The sequence below is a fragment of the Actinomadura sp. 6N118 genome (genome assembly GCF_044326415.1).
In the GTDB taxonomy this organism is placed as follows: Bacteria; Actinomycetota; Actinomycetes; order Streptosporangiales; family Streptosporangiaceae; genus Spirillospora.
In genome coordinates this window covers 39,203-61,495 of the sequence record NZ_JBIRAZ010000038.1, presented here as the reverse complement: position 1 = coordinate 61,495, position 22,293 = coordinate 39,203, and the positions used below count along the sequence as shown (strand labels likewise).

At 66.1% G+C, this 22,293-nt stretch carries 23 protein-coding genes and 2 pseudogenes; 16 read left to right on the top strand and 9 right to left on the bottom strand.

Annotation, left to right across the window (positions count from 1 at the left end; all coding sequences use genetic code 11):
* The first annotated feature begins 213 nt into the window (after positions 1 to 213).
* Complete coding sequence (locus tag ACH34W_RS51795; protein ID WP_395968673.1) at positions 214 to 552, top strand: VOC family protein; 339 nt, start codon at positions 214 to 216, stop codon at positions 550 to 552.
* Positions 553 to 871: 319 nt separating this feature from the next.
* Here the strand turns inward: ACH34W_RS51795 and ACH34W_RS51790 are convergent, their stop codons facing one another.
* Entirely contained in the window at positions 872 to 1,381 is a 510-nt protein-coding gene (locus tag ACH34W_RS51790) for an RICIN domain-containing protein (protein ID WP_395968672.1), read from the bottom strand.
* A gap of 1,342 nt (positions 1,382 to 2,723) precedes the next feature.
* Here ACH34W_RS51790 and ACH34W_RS51785 point away from each other — a divergent pair.
* Positions 2,724 to 2,936 carry a hypothetical protein gene (locus ACH34W_RS51785; protein ID WP_395968671.1) on the top strand — a complete coding sequence of 71 codons (213 nt, stop codon included), beginning with the start codon at positions 2,724 to 2,726 and terminating at the stop codon, positions 2,934 to 2,936.
* Between the two features lie 315 nt (positions 2,937 to 3,251).
* Here the strand turns inward: ACH34W_RS51785 and ACH34W_RS51780 are convergent, their stop codons facing one another.
* From ACH34W_RS51780 to ACH34W_RS51770, 3 genes are all read right to left on the bottom strand, one after another.
* Positions 3,252 to 3,764, bottom strand: coding sequence for a hypothetical protein (locus tag ACH34W_RS51780; RefSeq protein WP_395968670.1), 513 nt, complete (start codon positions 3,762 to 3,764; stop codon positions 3,252 to 3,254).
* Between the two features lie 518 nt (positions 3,765 to 4,282).
* Complete coding sequence (locus tag ACH34W_RS51775) at positions 4,283 to 4,378, bottom strand: hypothetical protein (protein WP_395968683.1); 96 nt, start codon at positions 4,376 to 4,378, stop codon at positions 4,283 to 4,285.
* 18 nt (positions 4,379 to 4,396) lie between these two features.
* Entirely contained in the window at positions 4,397 to 5,296 is a 900-nt protein-coding gene (locus tag ACH34W_RS51770) for a LysR family transcriptional regulator (RefSeq protein WP_395968669.1), read from the bottom strand.
* A gap of 269 nt (positions 5,297 to 5,565) precedes the next feature.
* Here ACH34W_RS51770 and ACH34W_RS51765 point away from each other — a divergent pair, with 269 nt between their 5' ends.
* The 5 genes from ACH34W_RS51765 to ACH34W_RS51745 all read left to right on the top strand — a co-directional run bounded on the left by ACH34W_RS51765 (position 5,566) and on the right by ACH34W_RS51745 (position 10,335).
* The gene (locus ACH34W_RS51765; RefSeq protein WP_395968668.1) at positions 5,566 to 6,300 is read left to right on the top strand and encodes an SDR family NAD(P)-dependent oxidoreductase; all 735 of its coding nucleotides are present in this window, start codon (positions 5,566 to 5,568) and stop codon (positions 6,298 to 6,300) included.
* 112 nt (positions 6,301 to 6,412) lie between these two features.
* Positions 6,413 to 7,036, top strand: coding sequence for an NADPH-dependent F420 reductase (locus ACH34W_RS51760; protein ID WP_395968667.1), 624 nt, complete (start codon positions 6,413 to 6,415; stop codon positions 7,034 to 7,036).
* 171 nt (positions 7,037 to 7,207) lie between these two features.
* Positions 7,208 to 7,693 carry an NAD(P)-binding domain-containing protein gene (locus ACH34W_RS51755; RefSeq protein ID WP_395968666.1) on the top strand — a complete coding sequence of 162 codons (486 nt, stop codon included), beginning with the start codon at positions 7,208 to 7,210 and terminating at the stop codon, positions 7,691 to 7,693.
* 708 nt (positions 7,694 to 8,401) lie between these two features.
* Positions 8,402 to 9,376, top strand: coding sequence for a hypothetical protein (locus ACH34W_RS51750; protein ID WP_395968665.1), 975 nt, complete (start codon positions 8,402 to 8,404; stop codon positions 9,374 to 9,376).
* A gap of 209 nt (positions 9,377 to 9,585) precedes the next feature.
* On the top strand, positions 9,586 to 10,335 hold the full coding sequence (locus ACH34W_RS51745; protein WP_395968664.1) for a pentapeptide repeat-containing protein: 750 nt from the start codon (positions 9,586 to 9,588) through the stop codon (positions 10,333 to 10,335).
* Positions 10,336 to 10,679: 344 nt separating this feature from the next.
* Here the strand turns inward: ACH34W_RS51745 and ACH34W_RS51740 are convergent, their stop codons facing one another.
* Entirely contained in the window at positions 10,680 to 11,858 is a 1,179-nt protein-coding gene (locus tag ACH34W_RS51740) for a hypothetical protein (RefSeq protein ID WP_395968663.1), read from the bottom strand.
* Between the two features lie 515 nt (positions 11,859 to 12,373).
* Between ACH34W_RS51740 and ACH34W_RS51735 the strand changes: the two genes are divergently transcribed.
* A complete protein-coding gene (locus ACH34W_RS51735) occupies positions 12,374 to 13,381 on the top strand; it encodes an RNA polymerase subunit sigma-70 (protein ID WP_395968662.1) in 1,008 nt (335 codons plus the stop codon).
* A gap of 318 nt (positions 13,382 to 13,699) precedes the next feature.
* Here the strand turns inward: ACH34W_RS51735 and ACH34W_RS51730 are convergent, their stop codons facing one another.
* Positions 13,700 to 14,284 carry a dihydrofolate reductase family protein gene (locus ACH34W_RS51730; protein ID WP_395968661.1) on the bottom strand — a complete coding sequence of 195 codons (585 nt, stop codon included), beginning with the start codon at positions 14,282 to 14,284 and terminating at the stop codon, positions 13,700 to 13,702.
* An 817-nt stretch (positions 14,285 to 15,101) separates the two neighbouring features.
* Here ACH34W_RS51730 and ACH34W_RS51725 point away from each other — a divergent pair.
* Positions 15,102 to 15,386, top strand: a complete 285-nt coding sequence (locus ACH34W_RS51725) for an ArsR/SmtB family transcription factor (RefSeq protein ID WP_395968682.1) — start codon at positions 15,102 to 15,104, stop codon at positions 15,384 to 15,386.
* A 74-nt stretch (positions 15,387 to 15,460) separates the two neighbouring features.
* Here the strand turns inward: ACH34W_RS51725 and ACH34W_RS51720 are convergent, their stop codons facing one another.
* Positions 15,461 to 16,189, bottom strand: a complete 729-nt coding sequence (locus tag ACH34W_RS51720) for an SDR family oxidoreductase (RefSeq protein WP_395968660.1) — start codon at positions 16,187 to 16,189, stop codon at positions 15,461 to 15,463.
* A gap of 76 nt (positions 16,190 to 16,265) precedes the next feature.
* Here ACH34W_RS51720 and ACH34W_RS51715 point away from each other — a divergent pair, with 76 nt between their 5' ends.
* The 3 genes from ACH34W_RS51715 to ACH34W_RS51705 all read left to right on the top strand — a co-directional run bounded on the left by ACH34W_RS51715 (position 16,266) and on the right by ACH34W_RS51705 (position 17,752).
* A complete protein-coding gene (locus ACH34W_RS51715) occupies positions 16,266 to 16,643 on the top strand; it encodes a MerR family transcriptional regulator (protein ID WP_395968659.1) in 378 nt (125 codons plus the stop codon).
* A gap of 110 nt (positions 16,644 to 16,753) precedes the next feature.
* The gene (locus ACH34W_RS51710) at positions 16,754 to 16,864 is read left to right on the top strand and encodes a transposase (RefSeq protein ID WP_143659221.1); all 111 of its coding nucleotides are present in this window, start codon (positions 16,754 to 16,756) and stop codon (positions 16,862 to 16,864) included.
* 336 nt (positions 16,865 to 17,200) lie between these two features.
* Positions 17,201 to 17,752, top strand: a complete 552-nt coding sequence (locus ACH34W_RS51705; protein ID WP_395968658.1) for a hypothetical protein — start codon at positions 17,201 to 17,203, stop codon at positions 17,750 to 17,752.
* A 43-nt stretch (positions 17,753 to 17,795) separates the two neighbouring features.
* Here ACH34W_RS51705 and ACH34W_RS51700 read toward each other — a convergent pair whose 3' ends face one another.
* Positions 17,796 to 18,686: a tetratricopeptide repeat protein gene (locus ACH34W_RS51700; protein ID WP_395968657.1), complete on the bottom strand. Its 891-nt coding sequence runs from the start codon at positions 18,684 to 18,686 to the stop codon at positions 17,796 to 17,798.
* 495 nt (positions 18,687 to 19,181) lie between these two features.
* Between ACH34W_RS51700 and ACH34W_RS51695 the strand changes: the two are divergent.
* Together ACH34W_RS51695 and ACH34W_RS51690 are read left to right on the top strand one after the other, a co-directional pair.
* Positions 19,182 to 19,846: pseudogene (locus tag ACH34W_RS51695) on the top strand (Mu transposase domain-containing protein); the annotation flags it as partial.
* Between the two features lie 74 nt (positions 19,847 to 19,920).
* Positions 19,921 to 20,267: pseudogene (locus ACH34W_RS51690) on the top strand (ATP-binding protein).
* Positions 20,268 to 20,346: 79 nt separating this feature from the next.
* On the opposite strand, the gene ACH34W_RS51685 reads toward ACH34W_RS51690, so the two are convergent.
* Entirely contained in the window at positions 20,347 to 20,727 is a 381-nt protein-coding gene (locus ACH34W_RS51685; protein WP_395968656.1) for a winged helix-turn-helix transcriptional regulator, read from the bottom strand.
* Positions 20,728 to 20,868: 141 nt separating this feature from the next.
* Between ACH34W_RS51685 and ACH34W_RS51680 the strand changes: the two genes are divergently transcribed.
* Together ACH34W_RS51680 and ACH34W_RS51675 are read left to right on the top strand one after the other, a co-directional pair.
* The gene (locus tag ACH34W_RS51680) at positions 20,869 to 21,276 is read left to right on the top strand and encodes a RidA family protein (protein WP_395968655.1); all 408 of its coding nucleotides are present in this window, start codon (positions 20,869 to 20,871) and stop codon (positions 21,274 to 21,276) included.
* Between the two features lie 714 nt (positions 21,277 to 21,990).
* Entirely contained in the window at positions 21,991 to 22,263 is a 273-nt protein-coding gene (locus ACH34W_RS51675; protein WP_395968654.1) for a hypothetical protein, read from the top strand.
* The last annotated feature ends 30 nt before the right edge of the window (positions 22,264 to 22,293 follow it).

Here is a 22,293-nt window from a genome sequence, read left to right as displayed (position 1 = left end):
TGGCCTAACTGTGCGTCACCACCGCGCTAGGGCGTTTATCGAAAGCGCCGGTCACAGCCACCCGTTGCTCTGAGGCAGGGTAAACCGCTACTTCAGCGGTGGATGTGGCGCGTACGGTGTGGCTGTGGCCGGTGATTGCGTGCGGCGGCGGCTTACGGAGACGGACGCGCGGACGCGAAGGAGTGAATGGTGCCAGGCGCTGAACTGCGAGGGGTGACTCTGGACTGTGCCGACCCGCAGACGCTGGCGGGCTTCTACGGTGCACTGACCGGGATGCGCGAGCTCTTCAGTACGGACGGGTTCGTCGCTCTGACGGACGGCTCCGGCTGTGATCTGGGATTTCAGCGGGTTGACCGATACCGGGCTCCGCAGTGGCCGGGTCAGGACGTGCCACAACAGTTCCATCTGGATCTCCGCGCTGACGACCTCGATGCGATGGAAGAGCTGGCGCTGGAACTCGGCGCGGCCAAACCGGACCATCAGCCCGGCGACGGACGCTGGCGGGTACTCCTGGATCCGGCTGGCCACCCCTTCTGCCTGACGCCTTCCTGACATCACCGGCGTTGACAGGCATCCCCCATCAGACGCCGTAGCGCTCAGGCGTGGGCGAGCGGTTCATCAGCTGCTGGCCACCTCGGAGAGGCCATGGCGTCAGATGTGCTGGTCACAGCCACTCGTTGATTGCCGCCACGAGGACGGTCACCTCGTAGCAGACCGCGAGTTTGTCGTACCTCGTGGCCACGGAGCGGTGCCTTTTGAGGCGATTGATGCCGCACTCGACCGCGGCCCCAGCGCGGCAGAGCACGATGAAGGCCCGCGACCAGGCTCGAAGCGACCCCGACCCGATGTCGCGGTTCTCATCACAGGACGATTATTGCTTGCGCCACTTCTGCCCCATGGTACTCCCGCACTTCCTCAGGGTGAGAAGGACCCCCTGTGAGGGCGGCGAGGTGGTCAAGCACTTCTTCGTGGCCTTGTGCTTCAGCGCGCGGCCACTCATCCATGTCCACTTGCTGTTGTTTCCTTCGCATTTCCCGACGAACGCGGAGCCAGCACTGCCCCTGACCGTGAGGCACTTGCCGTTTACCCGAGCGCGGAAGGTGCCGTCGCGGTGGAGGGCCCAGAGTTGGTACTTCAGGCCGGGATGCTTCTTTCCAACGCACTTGGCGATGCGCACGCCCTTCTTTGAGTCCATGCAGCTTTTTCTGACCACGTTATAGTACTGCTTGTAAGTAACCGCCGCCTTCGGCGCGGGCTTCGCGACCTGGGTCGCGGATACCACCGGAGCAGAAGTCGGCGCGGCGGTCGCAGCGGGGGCGAGGCCCACCAGCAGAGGCCCGGCTGTAGCCGCCGCGAAAACGAGCTTTTTACAGTTCAACATTCTCCTCTTTCCGAGATTGGAAATGATTGCTCACTGTCATCGATCACTCCCCGGAGAGGGTACTCAGAGGTTTTAGGCTCCCACAGGTGCCACAAGTCCAATCACAATGGACGGACATAGTGCCAGGGGTCCATGGAACTGGAGACCGACGGAATAGGGACCAGGCGAACCTAGGAAGACCTCGACCTGGCCGAGCGGTTCCGCTCCCATGCCCTGCCGCCGAACGTAATGGCACTGGGCTGGGGAACCGAGGTGGAGACGATCAACCGCCCCAGCCGCAATCGTCCCTGCGGATCCGGCCGAATGTACAAGCGCTGCTGCGGACGACCAGGCGGCACGCCCCCTCATAGACCCCGGCATCAACTGCGCCCCTTGGCGCCGCCTGGCCGTGGGAGTTCCGGGGCCCGCAACCGGGTGAGCGGCTTCGGGCAAGAGGTGGCGACGGATCTTCGTTGCTACCCACGGAGTGAGATGGAAAGAACGGTGTCGGCTGTGGCCGTCACTGTGCTGGCTGGTGCGGCAATCCACGTTCCGGCGGCGGTGGGGCGGCAGCAGGCCGCGCGGACCGGGGTGGCAGGCGTCGGCGAGGTGACGCTCGTGACCGGCGACGTCGTGCGGGTACGAGGGAAAGGCTCAGCGGCCGTCATGCTGGGCGTCCGGCCCGGCAAGGGACGTGAGAAGGCGACGTTCCAGCGGCTCACGGTAGGCGGACGCCGCTACGTCATTCCCTCCGACGCGGCGCGACTGGTCGGGCTAGTTGGAATCCTGCTCGGCGGGCACCCGGGCTCAAGAGGCGATCACGGGTGTCAGCGACAAGTAGGGCCTCTCGCCTCAGGCAAAGCCTGGTATTCCGCATTCGGCTCCTTTCGCAAACTCACTGGTGCAGCTGGCCGACCTGCCGATCGAACGGGTCAGTGAGCGCAGCGAACTCGCAGGGCCAACGACATGCGGCGGCCCTTCACTATCCACGTCGGCGTCCCCCACCGAGCTGCTGTCCGAAGCCAGCTACGACTTTGGCTTCCGGGTCGGCGATCAACCGTCGTGTGATGGCCGGTCAGTCGGCACTCTGGTGTGTGCAGCCGGCGGGCGCTGCCAGGGTTGCATGGTCTGGCCAGGGCCGGCGGTCCCGTTGGCGGGCCTTGCCGTTGCGGCGGTGGGCTGGGTCAGGGGGGCGTCGCCGGATGCTGCTAGGCCGGTCGCGCAGACCTCACGTACGGCGTCGGCTCCGATGTACTGGAGTGGTGCCTCATGCTCGTAAGAGACGACATCGTCGGCTATGACGGCCATGAGGCCGTCGAGGTCCTTGGCCTCGGAGGCCTGCCTCCTTGGGAACAATGGAGCCATGAGCGACCTTGCCGACGACAGCCGCCCTCAGACCATCCAGCCCAACACCTGGACACCCCTCCTCGGCACCGACGCCGAACTCCTGGTCGACGGCATCGCTGAACCCCTCCAGCTCGAAACCGAAACCCTCCGCTCGGCCGCTGGCGACGTCACGATCCAGTTCACCCTCTCCCTGAACGGCGTCAACATAGCCGTCCGAGCCCCCGTCTGACGCGCCTCAGGTCTGGGGGCAGCCGAACACGACCACGCCGTTTGGACGCTGATCTACAGTGGTCAGCCGCAAGATCTTAATGTGCCCTGGAGAGGAGATCGGCGTCCCTCGTCCCAGGATCAGACCCACATGCTCAGCTCGTCGACGAGGTCGTTCTCCATTAGGGTGCGCGAGCCGTCCGTATCCGTAGGTGACGGGTCCTTGGACACGCACCCGAAAGAGATCGCCAGTCGGCGTCCAGAACCGCTACCCGCACCAGCCCCCACCGGGCGGTGAGGCAATGCCTCACCGCCCGGAGGTCAGGTCACGGAGTCCTCAGTTGCACTTCTGGATCGTACGGACGGCGCTGCGCACGGTGCTGCTCCCGGCAGCGGGAATGTACTTGGGCGGGAACCAGACCCATACTTCGGCAATGGCCTGCCAGCGCTTCTTGGGCTGACACGTGAGCGCGGCGTTCTGCTTGATGCTCGACTTGCCGTTATTGACCTTCCAGAGGCTGGTCTTACGGACCTTTCCGTTCTTGAGGAGTTTGACGCGCAGCTTCATCCCCGACACAGGCTTGGTGCACTTCACCGTGGCCTGCGCGTTGATGGTGCCGCGCACATGATGAGAGTTGTGGGGGTTGTTCATCTTGACCTGGCAGACGATGACGTCCGGCCGGTTTTTCTTCTTGGACTTGAGCGACTTCGAGGCCGTCGCCGAGGCGCCGTTGTCGACCGTGTGGGCCTCGGCGGGGGCCGCCAGCATCGAGGTCGCGGCGAGGGCTACGGCCGGAACGGCTAGCGCGACGCGCTTGGCGTTGAAGGTGACCGGCTTGTGCAGTGACATCGGTATCCCTTTCCGGTTTGCGCTTTTGGCTGCGTCGGAACGCTATGGCGGCGACGAAACCGGAAAACAGGGCCCCAGGGCCCTAGGAACCCGCGAAAAGGACCCCAATGCCTGGCACACTTTGACGACTTCAGGCGTCGCGAGCGGTGCTGATGGAGAGGTTCGTCGCCGCCACCCACAAGGCCATGGCGGCGGACCTGTCTGATCTGGACCGGGCCGGGCTGATGATCGACGGGGTGCACTTGGCCGAGCACTGCTGCGTGGTGGCCTTGGCATCGGCATCGACCGGCGCAGCAGCAGAAAGCGTGCCAGTTGAGGAAGGTGCTCGGAGACCTCCGACCGGGCCCACTCCTCTGGTCTGTCGGCGCCGAGTGCAGTGAAGCGCTACCGCAGCGCGATTGCGGCGGTGCGTTGCTGTTGTGGCAGGCTGGTGAGCCAGTGGTCCCAGGTGCTCTGCGCGTCGGTTATGAGCAGAGCATGGTGTACGAGGCGCAGTGCCTCGCGCGCCGTGCTATCTGTCAGCCTGCTGCTGCGACTTCGGCTTCGACAGCTTCCATGCGATTCTTGAGCCGGTAGCTTGGGCCGTTGATGGCGATGACCTCGCAGTGATGCAGAAGGCGACCGTCATCGCCCTACACTTCTACGCGACCGCCTGAATAAGCCTCATAGTTCCCGCATTCTGCCGTGATCTCGGCCGTCGCTTGCGCCGCGGTGAAGAAGTCGTCGGCCATCGGCGAGGTGCGCGACGCCGCCATTGCGATGAATACCTGGTCGGGCGCCAGATCCGGGATGGGCACGTAGCTGATGTCCGGACGTGAGTAGAACACGGTCTCTGAACGCCCCACGAACGAGATACCACGGCCGGCCGCGACGTGTTCAAGCTTCTCCTCCACCCCGCGCACCCGGAGCCCGGAGTCGGGGTGCGGGCGCCTGGTGGGCTGCGTGCTCGCGTCGGCATGCCAGACCAGCGGCTCACCGGCCAGGTCGGCCTCGGTGACCTCCACCTTGCCGGCCAACCGGTGACCGGCGGGCAGCACCACCATGAGCGGCTCGGTGTAGAGCGGAGTCAGGCGCAGGCCGGTCTCGTCGATGGGCAGCCGCACATAGCCGACGTCGACGCGGCCGTCGAGCAGCATCGGGGCCTGGTCGTCCCATTCCATTCGCTGCACGTCCACGACCACGTCCGGATGCTGGGCCTCGAACGCCCGCGCCGCTGGGATGACCGGGATGCCGGCCCGAAAGCCGACCACCAGCCGCTGGCCGCCGCGGGCGGCTACGGACACCCGGCGCCGGACCGCGTGCGCGGAGGCGAGCAGCGGACCGGCGTCGTCCAGCAGTTGTCGGCCCGCGTCGGTCAGCGCTACGCCGTGGCTGTCCCTGGTGAACAATGAGGCGCCGAGATCCTTTTCCAGCGCGCGGATCTGCCGACTGAGCACCGGCTGCGCGATGTGCAGCTCATCGGCGGCGCGGCCGAAGTGCAGCCTGTTGGCGACGGCGGCGAAGTAGCGCAACTTACGCAGGTCCAGATCCATGGAGCCTCCCGGTCCGGCGATGCCCCCAAGGTATCACCACGGCTGAAAAGGGTCTTGGACACCAGCTCACGCCAATGGCATCGTTCATGGGGCCCGAGTGAATTCGGTATAAGAATTCGGTATCGGTATTTGATAGCAGGGCCCAGGACCTGAACGAGCACGTCAGTAATTGAGCCCCGTCCATCGCGGCATTCGACGGCGTTGACGACGAGTCTGGCGTATATAAGGGCCGAACTGTTTCGGATACACATCAATTCAACGGAGTGATCGTGGGAAAGCTCGATGGCAAGGTAGCGGTGATCACTGGCGGATCCACCGGCATGGCGCTGGCCGGCGCCAAACTGTTCGTCGAGGAAGGAGCGCACGTCTTCATCCTGGCCCGGCGGCAGGAAACACTGGACGACGCCGTCAAGCTGATCGGCCGCAACGTCACCGCCGTCCAGGGTGACGCGGCCGAACTGGACGACCTGGACCGCTTGTACGACACCGTCAAGCGGGAAAAGGGCTCGATCGACGTGCTGTGGGCCAGCGCCGGGATGGGCGAACCCACCGTCCTCGGCGAGATCACCGAGGAACAGTTCCACCGCGCCTTCTGGCTCAACGCGCGCGGCACCCTGTTCACCGTGCAGAAGGCACTGCCGCTGATCAACGACAACGGCTCGATCTTCATGACCGGATCCAACGCCTCCCTCGGCGCCTTCCCCGGCTGGAGCCTCTACGCGGGAAGCAAAGCCGTCCAGCAGGCCTGGGCCCGCGTCTGGCTCAACGAACTGCGCGACCGCAAGATCCGGGTCAACGTCCTGACCCCCGGCCAGGTCGCCACCGCCAAACAGGAAGAACTGTTCGACGAGGCAACCAAGGCCGCATTCGAGTCCCTCATCCCCCGCGGAAAGATGGGCCGCCCCGAAGAAATCGCCACCGTCGCCCTGTTCCTCGCCTCCGACGACTCCAGCTACGTCAACGGCCTGGAACTGGTCACCGACGGCGGCACCACCGCCATCTGAACCACACACCAGGAATGCCGCTGGCCCAGAAACGTCGCGGCCGACGCCCTGCGCCTGACCCGGCACGAACGAGACAGAGCGACACCTCGAGAACAAGAAGAGAGCACACCTCATGAGCAGCATCACCCTCATCGGTACGGGGAACATGGCCCGTACCATCGGCACGCTCGCGGTGGCGGGCGGCAACACCGTCGAGGTCATGGGACGCGATCAGTCCAAGGCCGATGACCTGGCCAAGGCTCTGGGCGGCGGCGCGACGACGGGCAAGTGGGGCGCCGTCCCGGCCGGGGACATCGTCATCACGGCCCTGTTGTACGACGGTGTCGTTCCGGTCGTCGCCGAGTACGGAGACGCCCTCGCGGGCAAGGTCATCGTCGACATCAGCAACCCCTTCAACGCCACGTTCGACGGACTGGCCCACAGCGAGGAGACCTCGATCGCGCAGGAAGTCGCCAAGGTGGCCCCGGCCAGCGCCAGCGTGGTGAAGGCATTCAACACCATCTTCCGTAATGTCCTGGAGAAGGGCCGGCCCAACGTCTTTATCGCTGGCGACAATGCGCAGGCCAAGGCGGGCGTGGCGGCATTCATCGAGAGCCTCGGGCTGCGTCCGCTGGACGTCGGCGGCCTGAAAATGGCGCACTGGCTGGAAGGAGTGGGCGTGGTCACGGTGAGCCTCGCCGGCAACGGGGTTGGCCACTGGGACTTCGCCCTCGGCGTCAACGAATTTACCAGCTGAGCCCCCAGGGCCGAGCAGCCGGCGAACAGGGCGCCGTGCGCCCTGACAATGGCTGATGGATCAACGACTCGCTCAACCGTTAACAACGACGGAGTGGGCATGCCGTTCGATTTAGAATAGAGAAAAAGAGTACTCACCCATGAGCAGCATCAGTTTCATCGGCCTGGGGGCATGGCCCGCGTCATAGCCACTCGCGCGGTCGCGGGCGGCAACTCCGTCGAGATCATCGGCCGCGACGCCCCCAAGGACAAGGGCCTGGCTGCCGCGCTCGGCGGCGGGGCCACGGCTGGGACATTCGGCACCGTCCCTGCTGGTGACGTCGCCGTCCTCGCCGTGCCGTACACCAGCGCCGTGCCGGTCGTCGCCCAGTACGAGGATGCACTGGCCGGCAAGGTCATCATCGACATCTCCAACACCTTCAACGCCGACACCACCGGGCTTGTCATCCCTGACGGCACTTCCGGTGCGCAGGGAGATCGCCAAGGCCGCCGCAGCATCTTCTTCAAGCACGTGCTGTCACTCGCCCGCCCGGCGGGGGGCGGCCGACCGCTCGCACCTGCCGATCGCCGGGGACTCCGCGCCGGCGAAGGCGGCGGTGACCGAATACATCGAATCCATCGGGTACAGCGTGGTGGACGCGGGACCGCTGGCCGATAGCCGGCGGCCTTCTAGGGGCATCGCACGCCCCCGATGGAGGCGTCTCTGCCAACAGAGACGGCCCCTCCTTGCGCCCTGAGGAGCCTGCCTTCTATTGGCTAGGACGCGAATGGGCCGAGATGGCTGAGTTTGGACCCAGGCTTCCGAGACCGGCGGCGACTTCGGCTCACGGCCGAGGTGCTTTCGAAGTGCACCGCCGGGGCGCGTCGTCGCAGGGCGGGCCAGGACATCGTCTACGCAGTCGCCGTCACGGCCGTTACGCGCACGTCGACCCGAGGCGGAAACCCTAGCGCTGGTAGTAGCGGTGGAGGACGTGGCTGTCGCTCCACACGCCGATGCACATCCGCCGGGGCGGCTCGCATCGACCCCTGCCCTTGGGGAGCTTGAGAGTGTGCCGGTCCCGTGGTGGGGGCCTGCGCGTGGGATCATCCGCCGGCTCTGCACTGACCCGGCGGAGGGGGCCTCGGTGGGTGCTGCGCCACGCGATGACCAACGATCGTTGCAAGGCGAATTTCGCCCGGCGACCCGCGACCAAACTGACGCCTCCGCACAACTCCCGAAAGATCCATATCTGGGGAAAACGAAGCTAGGCTCACCCCGAAAGAAGAGAGGGGTGCTCTCGTGAAACGAATAGTAATCGCGGCAATTTGTGCCGCGTTGGCCTGTGTGGGCTGTTTGACTGTTTTTGCGGCGTCGAGATCCGCCGACGTGACCAAGTCGGCGGCCGACTCCGCGTCGACCGCGGCCGCCACGTCGGTCGCGTTCAAGCCGAGGCGGCTTATCGCCCCGCCGCCCCCGAAAAAGGGGATCGACCATAACGTCGTGGCGCTCGGCACGGTACGGCTGCAAATGACCGCGAAGCAGACCGCGTACGTGGTCTCGCGGTTGCGCGCGAACAAGGCCAGCGTGCGGACGCTGGTGGACAACGAGGTGCGTTGCACGTGGCCGGGCGGCAGCAAGAACCTGGTGCTGGGCCAGAACCTCTACGCGGGTACGGGTCAGAACCCCAAGTGGGAAGACATCTGGATCGTCACCAAGTTCCTGCTCCACCCGGGCAAGGCCACGACGGCCACCTGCACGACCTACGCCAGGGTCGCCTCGCTGTACACGAAGAGGTCTTCGGTCCAGATCGCGGGGGGTTCCCTGGCGTTCGCCAACAAGTCCGTCGGGAACGCGGCGAACGGCAAGCCGCTCTCCTACGAGATGCCCTACGGCGACCTGCCGGTGGACTCCAAGCACCGGAGCGTGCGGCAGCCCGCGCTGCCGATCACCAAGACGTCAGCCGCGTTCCGTGAGCTCAACGTCTTCGGCGACGTGAACTACCAGGTGTGCCAGCGCAACGTGAAATGCAACAAGAGCGGTTCCTCGACCGCCCGGTTCACGTTGATCGTCAACCAGTGGAACGCAACGGGCAAGAAGGTCTGCCAGACGAGCTCGACGACGAGCGTCGTCAAGACGACCCCGTACTGGGTGCACCACACCGTGGTGCCGCTGTACAAGCCCCACTTCAAGGTGTCGAAGGCACGGGGCTGCGCGCCGATCTTCAACGCCTACGTGCGGGTGGACTGGCTGCGCGGCGAGAAGGGCGCGGTGCACGGTACGGCGATCGGCCTGCCCGACTTCCGCGGTTCCAAGTCGACGCATCGATCGGCGATGAGCCACATCTACATCGTTCCGGCGTGACCTGACCGGCTGGATGGGTGCCGGACCGCCTCTCGCGGGCCGGCACCTCAGGGCAGGCGGCGCAGCCGGTCTGCTCATGTGACACTGCCGCAGACCGCTCCCCGGCGACGACCAGGTGGTGTAGGTCCTGTTGACCGGTCGCCCCGTTCACCGTGCCAATCGCGGCGGCCGTGCCCGATCATGGTCTGATGGGGACACTTGCGGGGGCGGTGGAGCGGCTCGGTTCGGCGGAGATGGACGTCCGGCTGGACGGCATCGACGCGCTGGCACGCCTAGCCGACAACTCGCCCGCCCCGCTCGAAGAGGCGGCGGAGGCGCTGAAGGCGTTCGTCCGCTGCCGGGCTCCGACCTCCCGGCTGGACGACCGGCTGATCTCAACGAACCCCCGCCTGCGGCCAAAGGCGGGGCCCCACGCCGATGTGCAGGCTGCGCTCACCGCGCTGGGCCGCATGCCACGCCACTGCGAGCACCGCGGCCTCGACCTCAGTCGCCTCGACCTCGGACGGGCGCGTCTCAGCGGCCTGAACCTGAGCGGCGCCTACCTGTACCTCACGGAACTGTGCGACGCGGACATGCGCCACACCAATCTACGCAACGCCTATCTGGCGTACGCCGACCTGAGCGGCGCGAGGCTGCAGGGCGCCATCCTCAGCCGTACCATCCTCAACCGCGCGGATTTGAGCGGCGCCGACATGCGCGAAGCGGACCTGCACAGCACCAATCTCAGCAGCATGATCCTGCGCGAGGTGAATCTGAGCGGCGCGGACCTGGTCGACGCCAACCTGCGCAACGCCCGTCTGGACGATGTGGACCTGCTCGACGCCGACCTGACCGGCGCGAAGCTGCAAGGCACGGTGATGACCTGCGTCCGCGGCCTGACGCTCGACGACATTCAGCTGGTGGCATGGACCGACGAGCACACGCAGGTCGAGGAGCGTCCCGCGGAACCGGGGGATTAGCAGCTTGTCCGCCCTCGCCGGCGTGACCCATCACAGTTCTGCCGCGTGGTGAACCCATCCGGGCCGACACCGTCCGGGCTCTGCGTTCGACGGCACTTAGGCAGCCGACCTTGGACACCTTCATCAATGACGTGGCGTCGCGGTCAGCATCGGCGACGTCGACGGGCGGCCATAGATCTTGAATCATCCCACCCGCTTCGTAACCAGGTGGGCAGCGCCACCTCGAAGGTTCGGTGAGACGATTCCGGCGCTCACATGGAATGGCCCGGTCCTGAGGAATCACCCAGGACCGGGCCTTCATTCAGCGAACTTCTCCCGGCATCGCTGCCGTAGGCGCCTGCTTGTCAGCCCTGAATCGGGACGATGCCGAAATCGCGCCAAGCGGTACCGAAGTCCTGGTGGACCAGGCCGCTCCATCCGTCGTGCCCGGAGATGATCCCCTTGGCCACAACGCCATCGTTTCTGAGGCCGAAGACCGGCCCGCCGCTGTCACCGCCCTGGCTCGCTCGCAATCCGTCCATCTGAACTGCGAGCAACAGGTCGTTTCTACATGTCCAGTCGCCATCGGAGTCATAGTCGCAGTAAGAATAGGTGAATCCGTTGCCCTGGGTGAAGTTGCAGACGACACCACTGACGGATCCTGAGGCGCAAAGGTACTCGCCTCTGTAGACCCAGTCCCAGCCGTACACGCTCTTCGAGAATTCCCCGGTGCCCACGCCGCCGTCGTAGATCCTGCCTCCGGCGTGGGTTGTCACGAGCAGGATGTCATGCGCCCAGTTCTCGTGACTGGCGTAACCGATGGTCGTGACGGAGGTGTACCGGCTCACTCGCTCTGGAGGGGTGAAGCAGTGGGCGGCGGTGAGGAGGAACTCGGTCCCGTTGCTGTTCTTGACGCCGAAACCCGATGTGCAGTTAAGGCTTTTGGCCGGGTTCCAGAGGCGGGCCCCGCCCCAATAGGGAGGGGTGTCCTCCAAGCGGCTGGCCGACTTGGGAGCCGCTTTCCGTACGACCTTGACGGGGATGTTCGTCTTGGGCAGATCCGCGGTGACCTTTTGGAGGTCGGAGGCACCGCTTCCTACCTCGATGCTGCTGCCGTCCTGCTTGATCCCGACGCTGTGAACCGGGCCGCCGGGATGCTTCTTCATGTACTCGTAGATCGGTGTGATGGCGGCCCGCAGATCGGCCTTGGAATAGCGGGCGGGTACGACACGCACCGGTGCGTGCCGGCCAGCAGCGCTCATGGCCGTCTTCATCGCAGCCGGAACGTCGCCCTTCCAGTGCAGTGCGACACCGTTCTCCTCCAAGGCGATATCGGCGTATCCAGCGTGCCCGCTCTTTTCAACCTCCCAGCGGAGCACACTGGCAGCCTTGGTCAACGGTTCCTGCGTGCGCATCTTCTTGAGCACGTCCGGATCGATATAACTAAACGGCTTATCCTCTTCGAGGATGGGCTTGCCATCTTGGAAACGGGTTTGTGCGTTGGCGGCGGTGGCCATGGTCACCGATGCCAGTACGGTAATCACTGCTCCCAATATCCTGAAACCGCGAGATCTCATCGATTCCCCGCTCTCTCCGCTCGGGCACGTCGTGGCTCGACGCAGGATTCCCGGTCAGTCAACCTGCCGGAGCGTTAATTGCCGAGAATCGGCGATAGGATTGGCGGATTTCCGACGAAGATTGGCAGGGTTGGGGAGTACCAGGTGCCAGTGTCGTCGGCGAACGGCTGAACAGCCGATGCACGGGGGGCTAGTACTACAGTCAGGCTTTGTGATCTAAAGTGTGGCTTGTGTCGGATGAGGTAACTGAGGCTGTTCTGCGGTCGGGATGTGATCAGCCATATCCGCCCGATCTTTCCCCAGTACTATGGGGATTCCCACCTCGACGTCGAGGGTGTGCCCGACCCGGACACGTCCCTGGATCGACCCCGACCCATCCGGCCTGACGAACGGCCCGGTGTCAGCGGCTTCACCGATCAGAAATCCTCCGCCACGTCGTCAGTTCTGGTAGCCCCTCGCTACCTGCGGAAGGATGGACGACCATGACCGACGCCAGCCTGCTAGGCGCCGACAAGGCCGCGTTCATCGCGGCGGCCCGCTCAAATGACACAGCACAGTTCGCGCTCATCACGGAGCGCTACCGGCGTGAGCTGCAGGTGCACTGCTACCGGATGCTCGCGAACTACGAGGACGCCCAGGACATGACGCAGGAGACGTTCCTGCGGGCGTGGAACAAGCGGGAGTCGTTCAAGGGCCACGCTGCGTTGCGGACCTGGCTGTACCGGATCGCGACGAACGCCTGCCTCGACTTCCTGGAGAAGCGCAACGACCGCACACCCGTGCCTGCCGAGCTGCCGGACGCGGGCTCGGAAGTGCACTACCTGCAGCCCTACCCGGACCGGATGCTCCCGGAGGACCCGCAGGAATCGGTGGTGGCGCGGGAGACGATCGAGCTGGCGTTCATCGTCGCCGTCCAGCACCTGCCGCCGCGGCAGCGGGCGGTGTTCATCCTGCGCGACGTCCTCGGCTGGCCGGCGTCGAAGGCCGCCGACGCCCTCGAGCTGACCGTCGCATCGGTGACCAGCGCACTGCAGCGGGCGCGCGTGACGATGCGCGAGCAGCTGCCCGACCGCCGCCTCGACTGGCGGAGCCCCGACACGTACGAGCTGTCGGATGACGAGCGCGGCGTGGTGAAGTCGTATATGGACGCCCATGAGCGCAGCGACCTCGACGGGCTGATGGCCCTGCTGCGCGACGACCTGCGCTTCGCGATGCTGCCCGACCCGGGCACCGTGATCGTCACGGCCAAGGACGCGGTGGACGGCTGGGTCTCCAATGGGCTCTTCCAGCGCGGCAAGGACGACTGGCGCTGCATCGCCACGACTGTCAACCGCATGCCTGCCGCCGCGCTGTACCTCCGCACCCCCGACGACCCGGAATACCGTTTGTTCACCATCGCGGTCCTGCACATCGTCGACGGGAAGGTCGCCGAGCTCACCGGATTCGACGCCACCGACAAACCATGGCTGAGCCTGCCCGCGACGCTGTGATCAGACAAGTCCCATCGTCGACGAGTCCAGCGCACAGGTCGGCGTCCACGAAGTCACCGCGCAATGAGCACTCCGACCACCTGAACAACAACGCGGCAACGCGAACACCACCCCCCGCCGGCAATGCCGGCGTTGCCGGCGGGGCAGAACACCATCACGATCAACGACGCCGTCGTCCTCATCTTCAGCGAGTCGGTCAACAGCTCACCCGGAACGCAAGGAAGGGCCGGGGAAGGGTTCCCTCATAGCCGAGGGTCACGGTGAGCACGCCAGGAAGGATTTCGACCTGGCCTTACGAGCCGAGCATTTGGCCCGTGCTCATCGCCTCGTCTCGTATCGGGTCAGCACCACGCCGCCGGGAAATGTCCGCGTCTCGACCAGGTTCAGGTTCACCCAGGTGTCCAGCGTGGTGAAGAACGGCGTGCCGCCGCCCACCAGGACCGGATAGGTGACCAGCACGTACTCGTCGATCAGCCCGGCCCGCATGGCCGCCCCGGCCAGCGTCGCGCCGACGATGTCCATCGGGCCGCCGTCCTCGGCCCTGAGCCGGGCGATCTCGGCGACCGCGTCACCGGTGACCAGGCGGGTGTTCCAGTCGACCTTGTCGATCGTCGAGGAGAACACCACCTTCGGCATGTCCCGCCAGCGGCGTGCGAACTCGATCTCCGCCGGTGTGGCACCCGGCTGCTGGTCGGCGGTCGGCCAGTGGGAACTCATCGTCTCCCACAGTTTGCGCCCATACAGCGCCAGGCCCGTCGCCGCCACCCGGTCGGACCACCACTGGAACAGCTCGTCGCTCGACGAGGAGTCCGGCCCCTCCCCGCCACTCCAGCCGAGGTCGTCGCCGGGCGCGGCGATGTAGCCGTCCAGGGTCACATTCATGCCAAAGGTCAGTTTCCGCATGGCGTCAGCCTCCCGTGAGTCGATCTCACACCTACAGACGGGCGTGGCGCGGAAACCTAATCGGTGCGCGATCCTCGTCCGCAGGTAGTCCTCGCGTTCCGGACTCAGCCCGGCATAGTCGGCGGGCTCGATACTCAGCCCGGCATAGTCGGCGGGCTCGACGTCTCAAGACCACTGCGTCAACCCCAACATCTGGCCTGGCTTCACCTTCGAGTTGGGCAGGCAACCGCAACGCCATGCCTGCCCGAGTTCATCCTGCGCTGACCTTGCGGGCGGCCATGGCCCAGCGGGTGGCCGGTATGGCGAATCCGGTGGCCGCGAACAGCGCGGCGAGGACCGTCCATCCGGCCTTGCCGTGCTCGAACGCGGTCGCGGTGATGACTGCGGGCGCCAGCAGGGCGCCTGCGGTGAAGCCGCTGTTGAAGACGCCCTGGTAGGCGCCGCTGCGTCCTCGGGCGCCAGGGCTCCCCGATCCCGCCGGTGCTTCGTCGGCCGCCCGGTGTCCTGCTGCATGAGATCGTCCAGGTCTTGGACGCCTACTGGGCTGCCTGCATGCAGCTCTTGTGGCCGCGGATGGATGCGCTGCTGGAGGCGGACATCATCCACAGGGCGCGGCAGCTGGCCCGGGGCGGTGCCGGGGCCTTGTTCGAGGATCTCGCGCCCAATCTGAGCTGGTCGGACGGTGTCCTGAGCCTGGACCGACCGTCAGAGCCGCTGCCGGAATCGGTGGAGGTCGCGGGCCAGGGCCTTGTCCTCGTGCCTACGATCTTCGCCCGCAAGGCCGCGGGAACGGTGAGCGCGAACGAGCCCCCCATGGCTGCTCTACCCGGCCAGGGGACGGGCCACGGCCTGGGAGAGCGAGCCCGCACCCGCGCCCGAAGCGCTGGCCGGCATCCTCGGCGAGGTCCGAGCGCGGCTGCTCGCGCATCTGGCCACACCCGCCACCACCAGCGACCTCGCGGCCGAGTTCGGCGTCACGCCCGGAGCGATCAGCCAGCACCTTAAGGCGCTCTACGCGGCCCGGCTGCTCAACCGTTCCCGTGAAGGGCGCCACGTGCTCTACTTCCGCAGCCCGCTCGGCGACCACCTGGCAGGCGCCTGATGGTCTCCTAGTAGAGGAGTTCGAGAGGCCGATGGAGAAGCAGCCGACCGAAGTCCGTGCGGCCCGAGGGCCCCTCAGGCCGCCATCAGTGCCGCCAGGGCGCGGTCCATTGCGGCGTTGAACTCTTCCGGCGTCAGCGGCAGACGGGACTTGACGTCCCGGCTCCACTGGTCGGCGAGGACCTCGGCGGAGCCCGCCTCAACACCGTCGAGCGCCGCGTCGGCCAGGTCCGACGGAGCGATCTTGTCCACGGGCCAGCCCGCCGCCATGTCGGTGTCGGCCAGGCCGAGGTGTACCGCTGTGACGAGCGTGCCCTGCTCGGCGAGCTCCAGGCGGACGCCGTTGGTCATGGCCCAGGCGGCGGCCTTGGTCAGGTGGTAGGCATTGGCGCCCTTGCCCCCGAACCACGACATGGCGGAGAGGACGTTGACGATCGCGCCCCCGCCGTTCCTGGCGAGCGCCGGCGTGAACTCCCGGATCATTCCCAGGTGGCCGAACATGTTGGTCTCCAGCTCGTGCCGCACCGCGTCCAGCGAACCGGTCACCAGGTCGGTCCCCGTACTGATTCCCGCGTTGTTGATGAGCAGCGAGACGTCCGGGGCGGCCTCGGCGGCGGCCCTCACGGATGCGGGATCGGTGATGTCGAGGGGCAGCACCTCGACCCCGGGCAGGTCCACGGTCTCCGGTCGGCGGGCCGTAGCGTAGACCGTGCGGGCGCCCCGTTCGAGCAGGCGCTGGGCGAAGGCGCGGCCCAGGCCGCGGTTGGCTCCGGTGACAAGGGCGACGGAGTTGTTGATATCCATGTCCGGGACGCTAAGACCTGACGTTAGCGTCAGAGGCAAGTCCTGGTCGTCAGGGCCAGGGGTGAGAGGAATCACCATGACTGTCACAGTGGCCGCGGCCGAGCGGTTGATCCGCATCGGCGAGGTGGCACGGGGTGCCGGCGTCTCGGTGCGCGCCGTGCGCTACTACGAGCAGCAAGGGCTGCTCATCGCGGAGCGCAGCCCGTCCGGCCAGCGCCTGTACCGGCAGGACGCCGTCACCCTAGTGCGCTTCTTCCAGCAGATGTTCGCCGCCGGCCTGACCAGCCGAAGGATCGCCGAACTCCTTCCGTGCTGGGACTCCGGGCACACCGACGCCGAGCAACGAGCCATGCTGCGAGCCGAGCGCGAGCGCATCCAGGCCAAGATCGACGACCTGCAGGCCGCCCTGGACCGCCTCGACGAGGTCATCGCGATCACGGACACGCACCCGTAGGCGCGGTCGGCCAGACGTCTCATCAGCGATCTGACCTCGCTGTCTTGGTTGGGGCGATGAGGAGTCGTTGAGGGGGAACCTGAGGATCTGAGAACGGACATCTCGTGGTCATGAAGAACTATCCGCCGCAGTTCAAGGCGGACGCGGTCGCGCTGTACCAGTCGCGGCCCGGGGCGACGATCAGGTCGGTTGCCGCCGATCTGGGGATCAAGAACTGCTGACGTTCGGCGGTCAGCCCGCCCCCTTGTGGATACCGCGCGCCTCCGGTGATACCGCGGCCGACGGCCGGCCGTCAGCCCCTACGACACCACGAGTTCAACCTCAGTAGGCACTTGGTCATGCCGGAAATAGTGCGGGACATCGATGGGCTGCCCGACGAGCCTCATCCAGACTTTGCCTAGATGAAGCCCTACAACAGACACGTCGCGTGGCCTGCCGCGCGACAAGGCGACCGACCCGTGGATCCCTGCGGCGGTGTCGGCATGGCTGTCGGAGCCGGACCGGTGCCAGGAGTGGTGGGAGACGCTCGCTCTGCAGGAGAGCCACCATCAGCTGTCGTGGTGGGCAAGATCAGCGCGATGGGGATCGAACATCCCGACGCTCGGGTCCTGGATCGGCGGCTGGCCCGGATCCGGCAACGTCGCCGGGAGGCGGAGTTCATCGCGATCCGCCGCGGTGATCCCTGGCCCACCGGGGACCTCGAAGCGATCGCGTCACGGCGGTTGGAAGACGGCCAGTTCCGGGACTCCGAGATGATCCTGTGCCGGTGCGAGGCCGACAACCCGCACGCGCGGGCAGCAGACAATCCCGCGGTGACGCGGCTGCTGGACATGGACGACCTGCGATTCCGCAAAGTCGCCCTCGGCAGCCGCCACCGCCCCTACGGCACCCCCTGCCAGCATGAACACGCCTGCATTCGCTGCCCCATGCTCCGCCTCGACCCCGCCCAAGTCCCGCGCCTACTCCAGATCGAGGACAACACCCGCGAACGATTGCAAGAGGCTCGCCAGATGCAATGGCTCGGCGAGGTCGCCGCACTTGAAGAAAGCCTGCGCCATATCGCCGAGAAGAAACAGAAGGCCGAACGACTACGGCTCAGAGCATCATGATGCGAGGACGGAACTGACGGGTTGTCGTGAGCCTGCGGCGGCGCTAATTCGGTCCCTGGGCCTGCTCTCGAAGCCAGTGAGCGTAACTGGGATCGAGGACGGAGGCCAGACGCTCGAACTCGCTGAGCGCTGCAGCCGTGCCGATGAGGCGGGCGTGATGGGCTGCGCGGGCGGCGAGCAACTTGGGTTCGTCTGGCGCGTGGCGCAAGCCTTCTTCGGCGGAGACCAGCGCGGCGTCGTGGTCGCCCCGCGTGGCTTGCAGATCAGACAGATCGAGGTGAAGCGACCAGTTATCCGGCTCCAGGATCAAGGCCCGGTGGAACGCAGCGGCGGTTTCGTCCAGGTTCCCCAGAACACGCCAGGTGCCCCCTCGGACGACCTCCGCCAAGACGGTCAGACCCGCAGCATCGGCCTGGTCACAGAGAGCCAGTGACTCATCCGTCCTGCCGAAAACGCGCAGCAAGACAGCCATCCTGGCCAAATCCTCGGAGCCCACGTCCGGCCGTTCCACGAGGGTCTCTACCGCCCGCAACCAGGGCAGCAACGCGACCTCGTCAGGCACCGCCCCGTAGTCAAAGAGCCGCTGCCCCGCCTCGCACAGAGCTCCCGCGCTCACTCCGGACAGGAAACGCTCGTCGGAAAACCACGGAGCCTCAGCCCAAGCGAACCGGGGACTTACACCACCGAGCGCACCAAGGACCAGCGCGGCATCATCCATACGGCCGTCCCGAAAGTGCCGGAAGGCCAGGACCGGCGCGACCCTCGCATCGCCATCAGGCAGATCGCCGAGCTCGGGGAGCAACTCGGCAACGGCCGCATAGGACGCCGGATCGCTCGGCGCCACAGCAATTGCACGCGACAAATAATGCGCAGCCTGTCCCGGATCGCCACCGCAGTGGGCGAGCACGTTAGCCAGGGTGACCTCGATGGACATCCGGCGAGGCTATCGGATGAGAAACGATCAACGCCCACGAGGAGAGCGATCACTCATCTCTCGGGATTCCAGCTGTTCATAAGCCGCCCAATGAACGTCCCGCTACAGTCCGCGTCAATGACGATCAGGCCAACCCAGAACTGGCGAACAGACACGGAGCTGTCGGCTCAACGCCCAGCCGCCCAGCTGGATCGCATCGATGCCGCGATGCGGGCCTTCGAAGACGAGCTCGCATCCTTCGGCCATCCCTCCGACGAGCAGGTCTTCGGCGCCATCGAACATGTCGTGCTCGCGGTGAACGCCATCGACGGTGCCCGCAGTCCCGCCTTCGACACCAGCGACCGGGAAGAACTCTGCGAATACATCGACGAATCACTCACCGAAGCCGGAATCGATTTGAGGCGCTCGCCGAACGCCGCGGAATCGACCCGTCCGAGATCACGGACAAGTGGCGCGATTGGTGACCCAACAAGATCGCTCTTAGCGCGGAGAAGCGTGTTCGCCTCCGGAGGTCAGGAGGCGTTCTTCGAGGGGCACGTCCACGCTTTTAGAGTGCTGGGCGGAGTGCCGACGGGCAAGGTCCGTTACGACAATCTCAAGGCCGCGGTCGTCCAGGTTCTGGGGTTCACCCGGGCGAGGGTGGAGACCGCGCGCTGGACGGCGTTCCGGTCCCACTACGGCATCGAGGCGTTCTACTGCCAGCCGGGCATCGACGGTGCGCACGAGAAGGGCGGAGTGGAAGGCGATACCGGCTGGTTCCGCCGAAATCACCTGGTCTCGGTGCCCGGCCGCGGACGATCGGTGAGCACCTGGCCGTCGAGCGGCCGCTGCTCAAGCCGGTCCCGGACGAGTCGTTCGAAACCGGGTTGACGTTGTCGCTGCGGGTGGATCGCTACAGCCAGATCAGCGTGCGCACCAACCGCTATTCGGTGCCCGCCCATCTGATCGGCCGGACCGTCCGGGTGAAGCTGCACGCGTCCGAGGTGATTGCCTACGACGGTCAAACCGAGGTGGCCCGGCACGAGCGGCTGCTGGCCAAGGGCGCCCGCCGACTAGTCCTCGACCACTACCTGGAGGTCCTGGTCCGCAAGCCCGGTGCCCTGCCGGGCGCGACCGCTCTGGAGCAGGCCCGCGCTGCCGGCACGTTCACCGACAGGCACGGTTAAACCCGGCAAACCTGCTGATCGCGCTGGGCTCCGAGGCAGCCCTGAAGGGATACCGGGTCAAATACACCATGGCCACCAGACTGGGGAACGAGCTGGTCGAGGCTGCCGACGACATGGTGCTCAACAAGACCATCGCCCGCTATGGCCGCGTCGACCTGCTCTGCATCGACGAGCTCGGCTACATGGAACTCGACAAGCGTGGCGCGGAGCTGCTGTTCCAGGTGCTGACCGAGCGCGAGGAGAAAACAGCCTCGCCATCGCCTCCAACGACAGTTTCGGCGGCTGGGCCAAGACCTTCACCGACCCGCGTCTTTGCGCCGCCATCGTCGACCGGCTCACCTTCAACGGCGCCATCATCGAGACCGGAACCGACTCCTACCGCCTCGCTCAGAGCCGCGCACGCGCCCAACTGTGACTGAGCACTTCAGTTGGCGGATGGGCGTGCGGGGTGGCGGGAAGCGTCATGTCTGATGAGCGCTCAGTCACACTCCGCCTCAGGGGTCGAAGTGACGGCGGGCGGCCTCGATGTGACCGAGATACTGGCGGGTCCAGCCGCACATCCCGTCGACTGTCGCTCGCAGAGCCTGGCCCGGCTCGGTGAGGGTGTATTCGACCCGTGGTGGGACAGTGGGATACACGGTGCGCTCGACCAGGCCGTTGCGCTCCAGCATGCGCAGGTTCTGGGTGAGCATCTTGTGGCTGATGCCCTCGATCTCGTTCCGCAGCTCGCTGAAGCGCAGGGTGCGATCACCCAGACCCTCGACGATCAGGAACGCCCACTTGTTGGCGACGTCGGAGAAGATCTCCCGCGCCAAGGAGTCCGCACGCGCCAGATCTGCGTCCTCGGGCGAGCCCGTGAACTGCTTGGTCACCATAAGGTTCTCCAGTCACTGAAAAGTGCGTTCTTCCATGTCAGCCCTCACTCTCCTACAGTTCCTGAGTAACCACAAGAGACCAAATGCGTCTCGGGTCCTCGCGGACGCGAGCCCACAGGCGCTCAGGACAAGGAGACAGACATGGCCATCACCTTCGTCAACCCCAACGGACTGCCCAAGATCGATGTCTACCGGCAGGTGTCGATCTCAACCGGATCGAGGCTCGTCTTCATCGCCGGACAGGTCGCATGGAACGCCGAGGGGGTCACGGTCGGCGAAGGCGACCTCGCCGCCCAGGTCGAGCAGAGCTATCTCAACGTCGGCACCGCCCTGGCCGAGATCGGCGGCTCCTTCGACGACGTGGCGAAGCTGACCTTCTACGTCGTCGACTGGACTCCCGACAAGATGCCGGCGCTCCTGGAAGGGATCTCCCGCGCAGCCGCGAAGCTGGGGATCACCCCGGCCCCGCCGGCCACGCTGATAGGCGTTGCGGCACTCGACGTCCCCGACCACCTGGTCGAGATCGAAGCCACCGCGATCCTCGACTGAAAGACGTCAGCGGACATCACCGCGGACACTTGCCGCCAACCGAGGCGCTCACTCGCCAACTGAAGCGCTCAGTCACACCAACAGAACGCGAGCTGACCCTCTCCACCCACAGCCATCGGCCCCGCGCGAAGCCCGGGGCCGAACCGGTGCCGGCTCTCGGCGACAGAACCGGCTCATCTCGCTCGGGTCGCTGGACGCTGTGGTTGGCTCTGATGCCGGTGTACCACTCAACCACCGAATCCGCCGCGCAAGATCTTCTGGGCTTGGCCTTTCGGGCTCATAGGTCATACGGCGACCATCCCGAACTTCGTTCCCGCCGCGCACTTCCGTTCAGCACGGGCCGCTTCAGGGGTAAATGCCGGACCTTCCGAATAAGCGCTCTCCACCAGCCTGAACGACCAGTGTCACAACGGGCGAGCTCGGGCCATGGCTCGCCTGCGGGCGTGGCCTGGCGACTGCTTTCTGGGCACGTGTCCAGGCGCGGGTGGCCGCCCTGCGGAGCCCAGTGGCCGCCTTGCGGAGCCCAGTCGTCGCAGGTGGCGGGCTCCAACCGCTGACTCCTGTGCCGATCCCTCTTGCGGGCCAATCCCGGCAAGTGACCCAAAGTAGTTGATCAAGAAGATTGCGCCGGGTGACGGCATGAATGATCATGGAAGCGCCCCGGCCGGGCGAACACACCCAGAGCAGAACCGTTGATCGCAGGAGAACCCCATCATGCGACGTGTCGTTCGCCTCACCGCCACCCTCGGGACCGCGGCCTTGTTCAGCATCACCGGTGCCGCCCTGGCAGGGGCCGCCTCGGCCGCCCCCGCCGCCCCGGCATCCGCCTCCGCCCCGGCATCCGCCTCTGCCCTGACCTTCATCGCCTTCTACCCGAGCAGGGACGCCTGCAAGGTCGGCGGCGCGTACTACCTACGCCACGGCTACACCGGCTACGTCTGCCAGCTCGACCCCATGCGGGGCTGGGCCTTGTTCGTCCGGGACTGACGTTCTGACCTGATGTGCCCGGCACCGGCA

Bases quoted from the DNA above. Each gene is read 5' to 3' on its own strand.
- ACH34W_RS51755 (WP_395968666.1), top strand. From the start codon at position 7,208: ATGGCCCGCGTCATAGCCACTCGCGCGGTCGCGGGCGGCAACTCCGTC.
- ACH34W_RS51760 (WP_395968667.1), top strand. From the start codon at position 6,413: ATGAGCAGCATCACCCTCATCGGTACGGGGAACATGGCCCGTACCATC.
- ACH34W_RS51700 (WP_395968657.1), bottom strand. From the start codon at position 18,686: ATGTCCATCGAGGTCACCCTGGCTAACGTGCTCGCCCACTGCGGTGGC.
- ACH34W_RS51780 (WP_395968670.1), bottom strand. From the start codon at position 3,764: ATGTCACTGCACAAGCCGGTCACCTTCAACGCCAAGCGCGTCGCGCTA.
- ACH34W_RS51730 (WP_395968661.1), bottom strand. From the start codon at position 14,284: ATGCGGAAACTGACCTTTGGCATGAATGTGACCCTGGACGGCTACATC.
- ACH34W_RS51735 (WP_395968662.1), top strand. From the start codon at position 12,374: ATGACCGACGCCAGCCTGCTAGGCGCCGACAAGGCCGCGTTCATCGCG.
- ACH34W_RS51790 (WP_395968672.1), bottom strand. From the start codon at position 1,381: ATGTTGAACTGTAAAAAGCTCGTTTTCGCGGCGGCTACAGCCGGGCCT.
- ACH34W_RS51680 (WP_395968655.1), top strand. From the start codon at position 20,869: ATGGCCATCACCTTCGTCAACCCCAACGGACTGCCCAAGATCGATGTC.
- ACH34W_RS51675 (WP_395968654.1), top strand. From the start codon at position 21,991: ATGCGACGTGTCGTTCGCCTCACCGCCACCCTCGGGACCGCGGCCTTG.
- ACH34W_RS51710 (WP_143659221.1), top strand. From the start codon at position 16,754: ATGAAGAACTATCCGCCGCAGTTCAAGGCGGACGCGGTCGCGCTGTAC.
- ACH34W_RS51785 (WP_395968671.1), top strand. From the start codon at position 2,724: ATGAGCGACCTTGCCGACGACAGCCGCCCTCAGACCATCCAGCCCAAC.
- ACH34W_RS51770 (WP_395968669.1), bottom strand. From the start codon at position 5,296: ATGGATCTGGACCTGCGTAAGTTGCGCTACTTCGCCGCCGTCGCCAAC.
- ACH34W_RS51685 (WP_395968656.1), bottom strand. From the start codon at position 20,727: ATGGTGACCAAGCAGTTCACGGGCTCGCCCGAGGACGCAGATCTGGCG.
- ACH34W_RS51715 (WP_395968659.1), top strand. From the start codon at position 16,266: ATGACTGTCACAGTGGCCGCGGCCGAGCGGTTGATCCGCATCGGCGAG.
- ACH34W_RS51720 (WP_395968660.1), bottom strand. From the start codon at position 16,189: ATGGATATCAACAACTCCGTCGCCCTTGTCACCGGAGCCAACCGCGGC.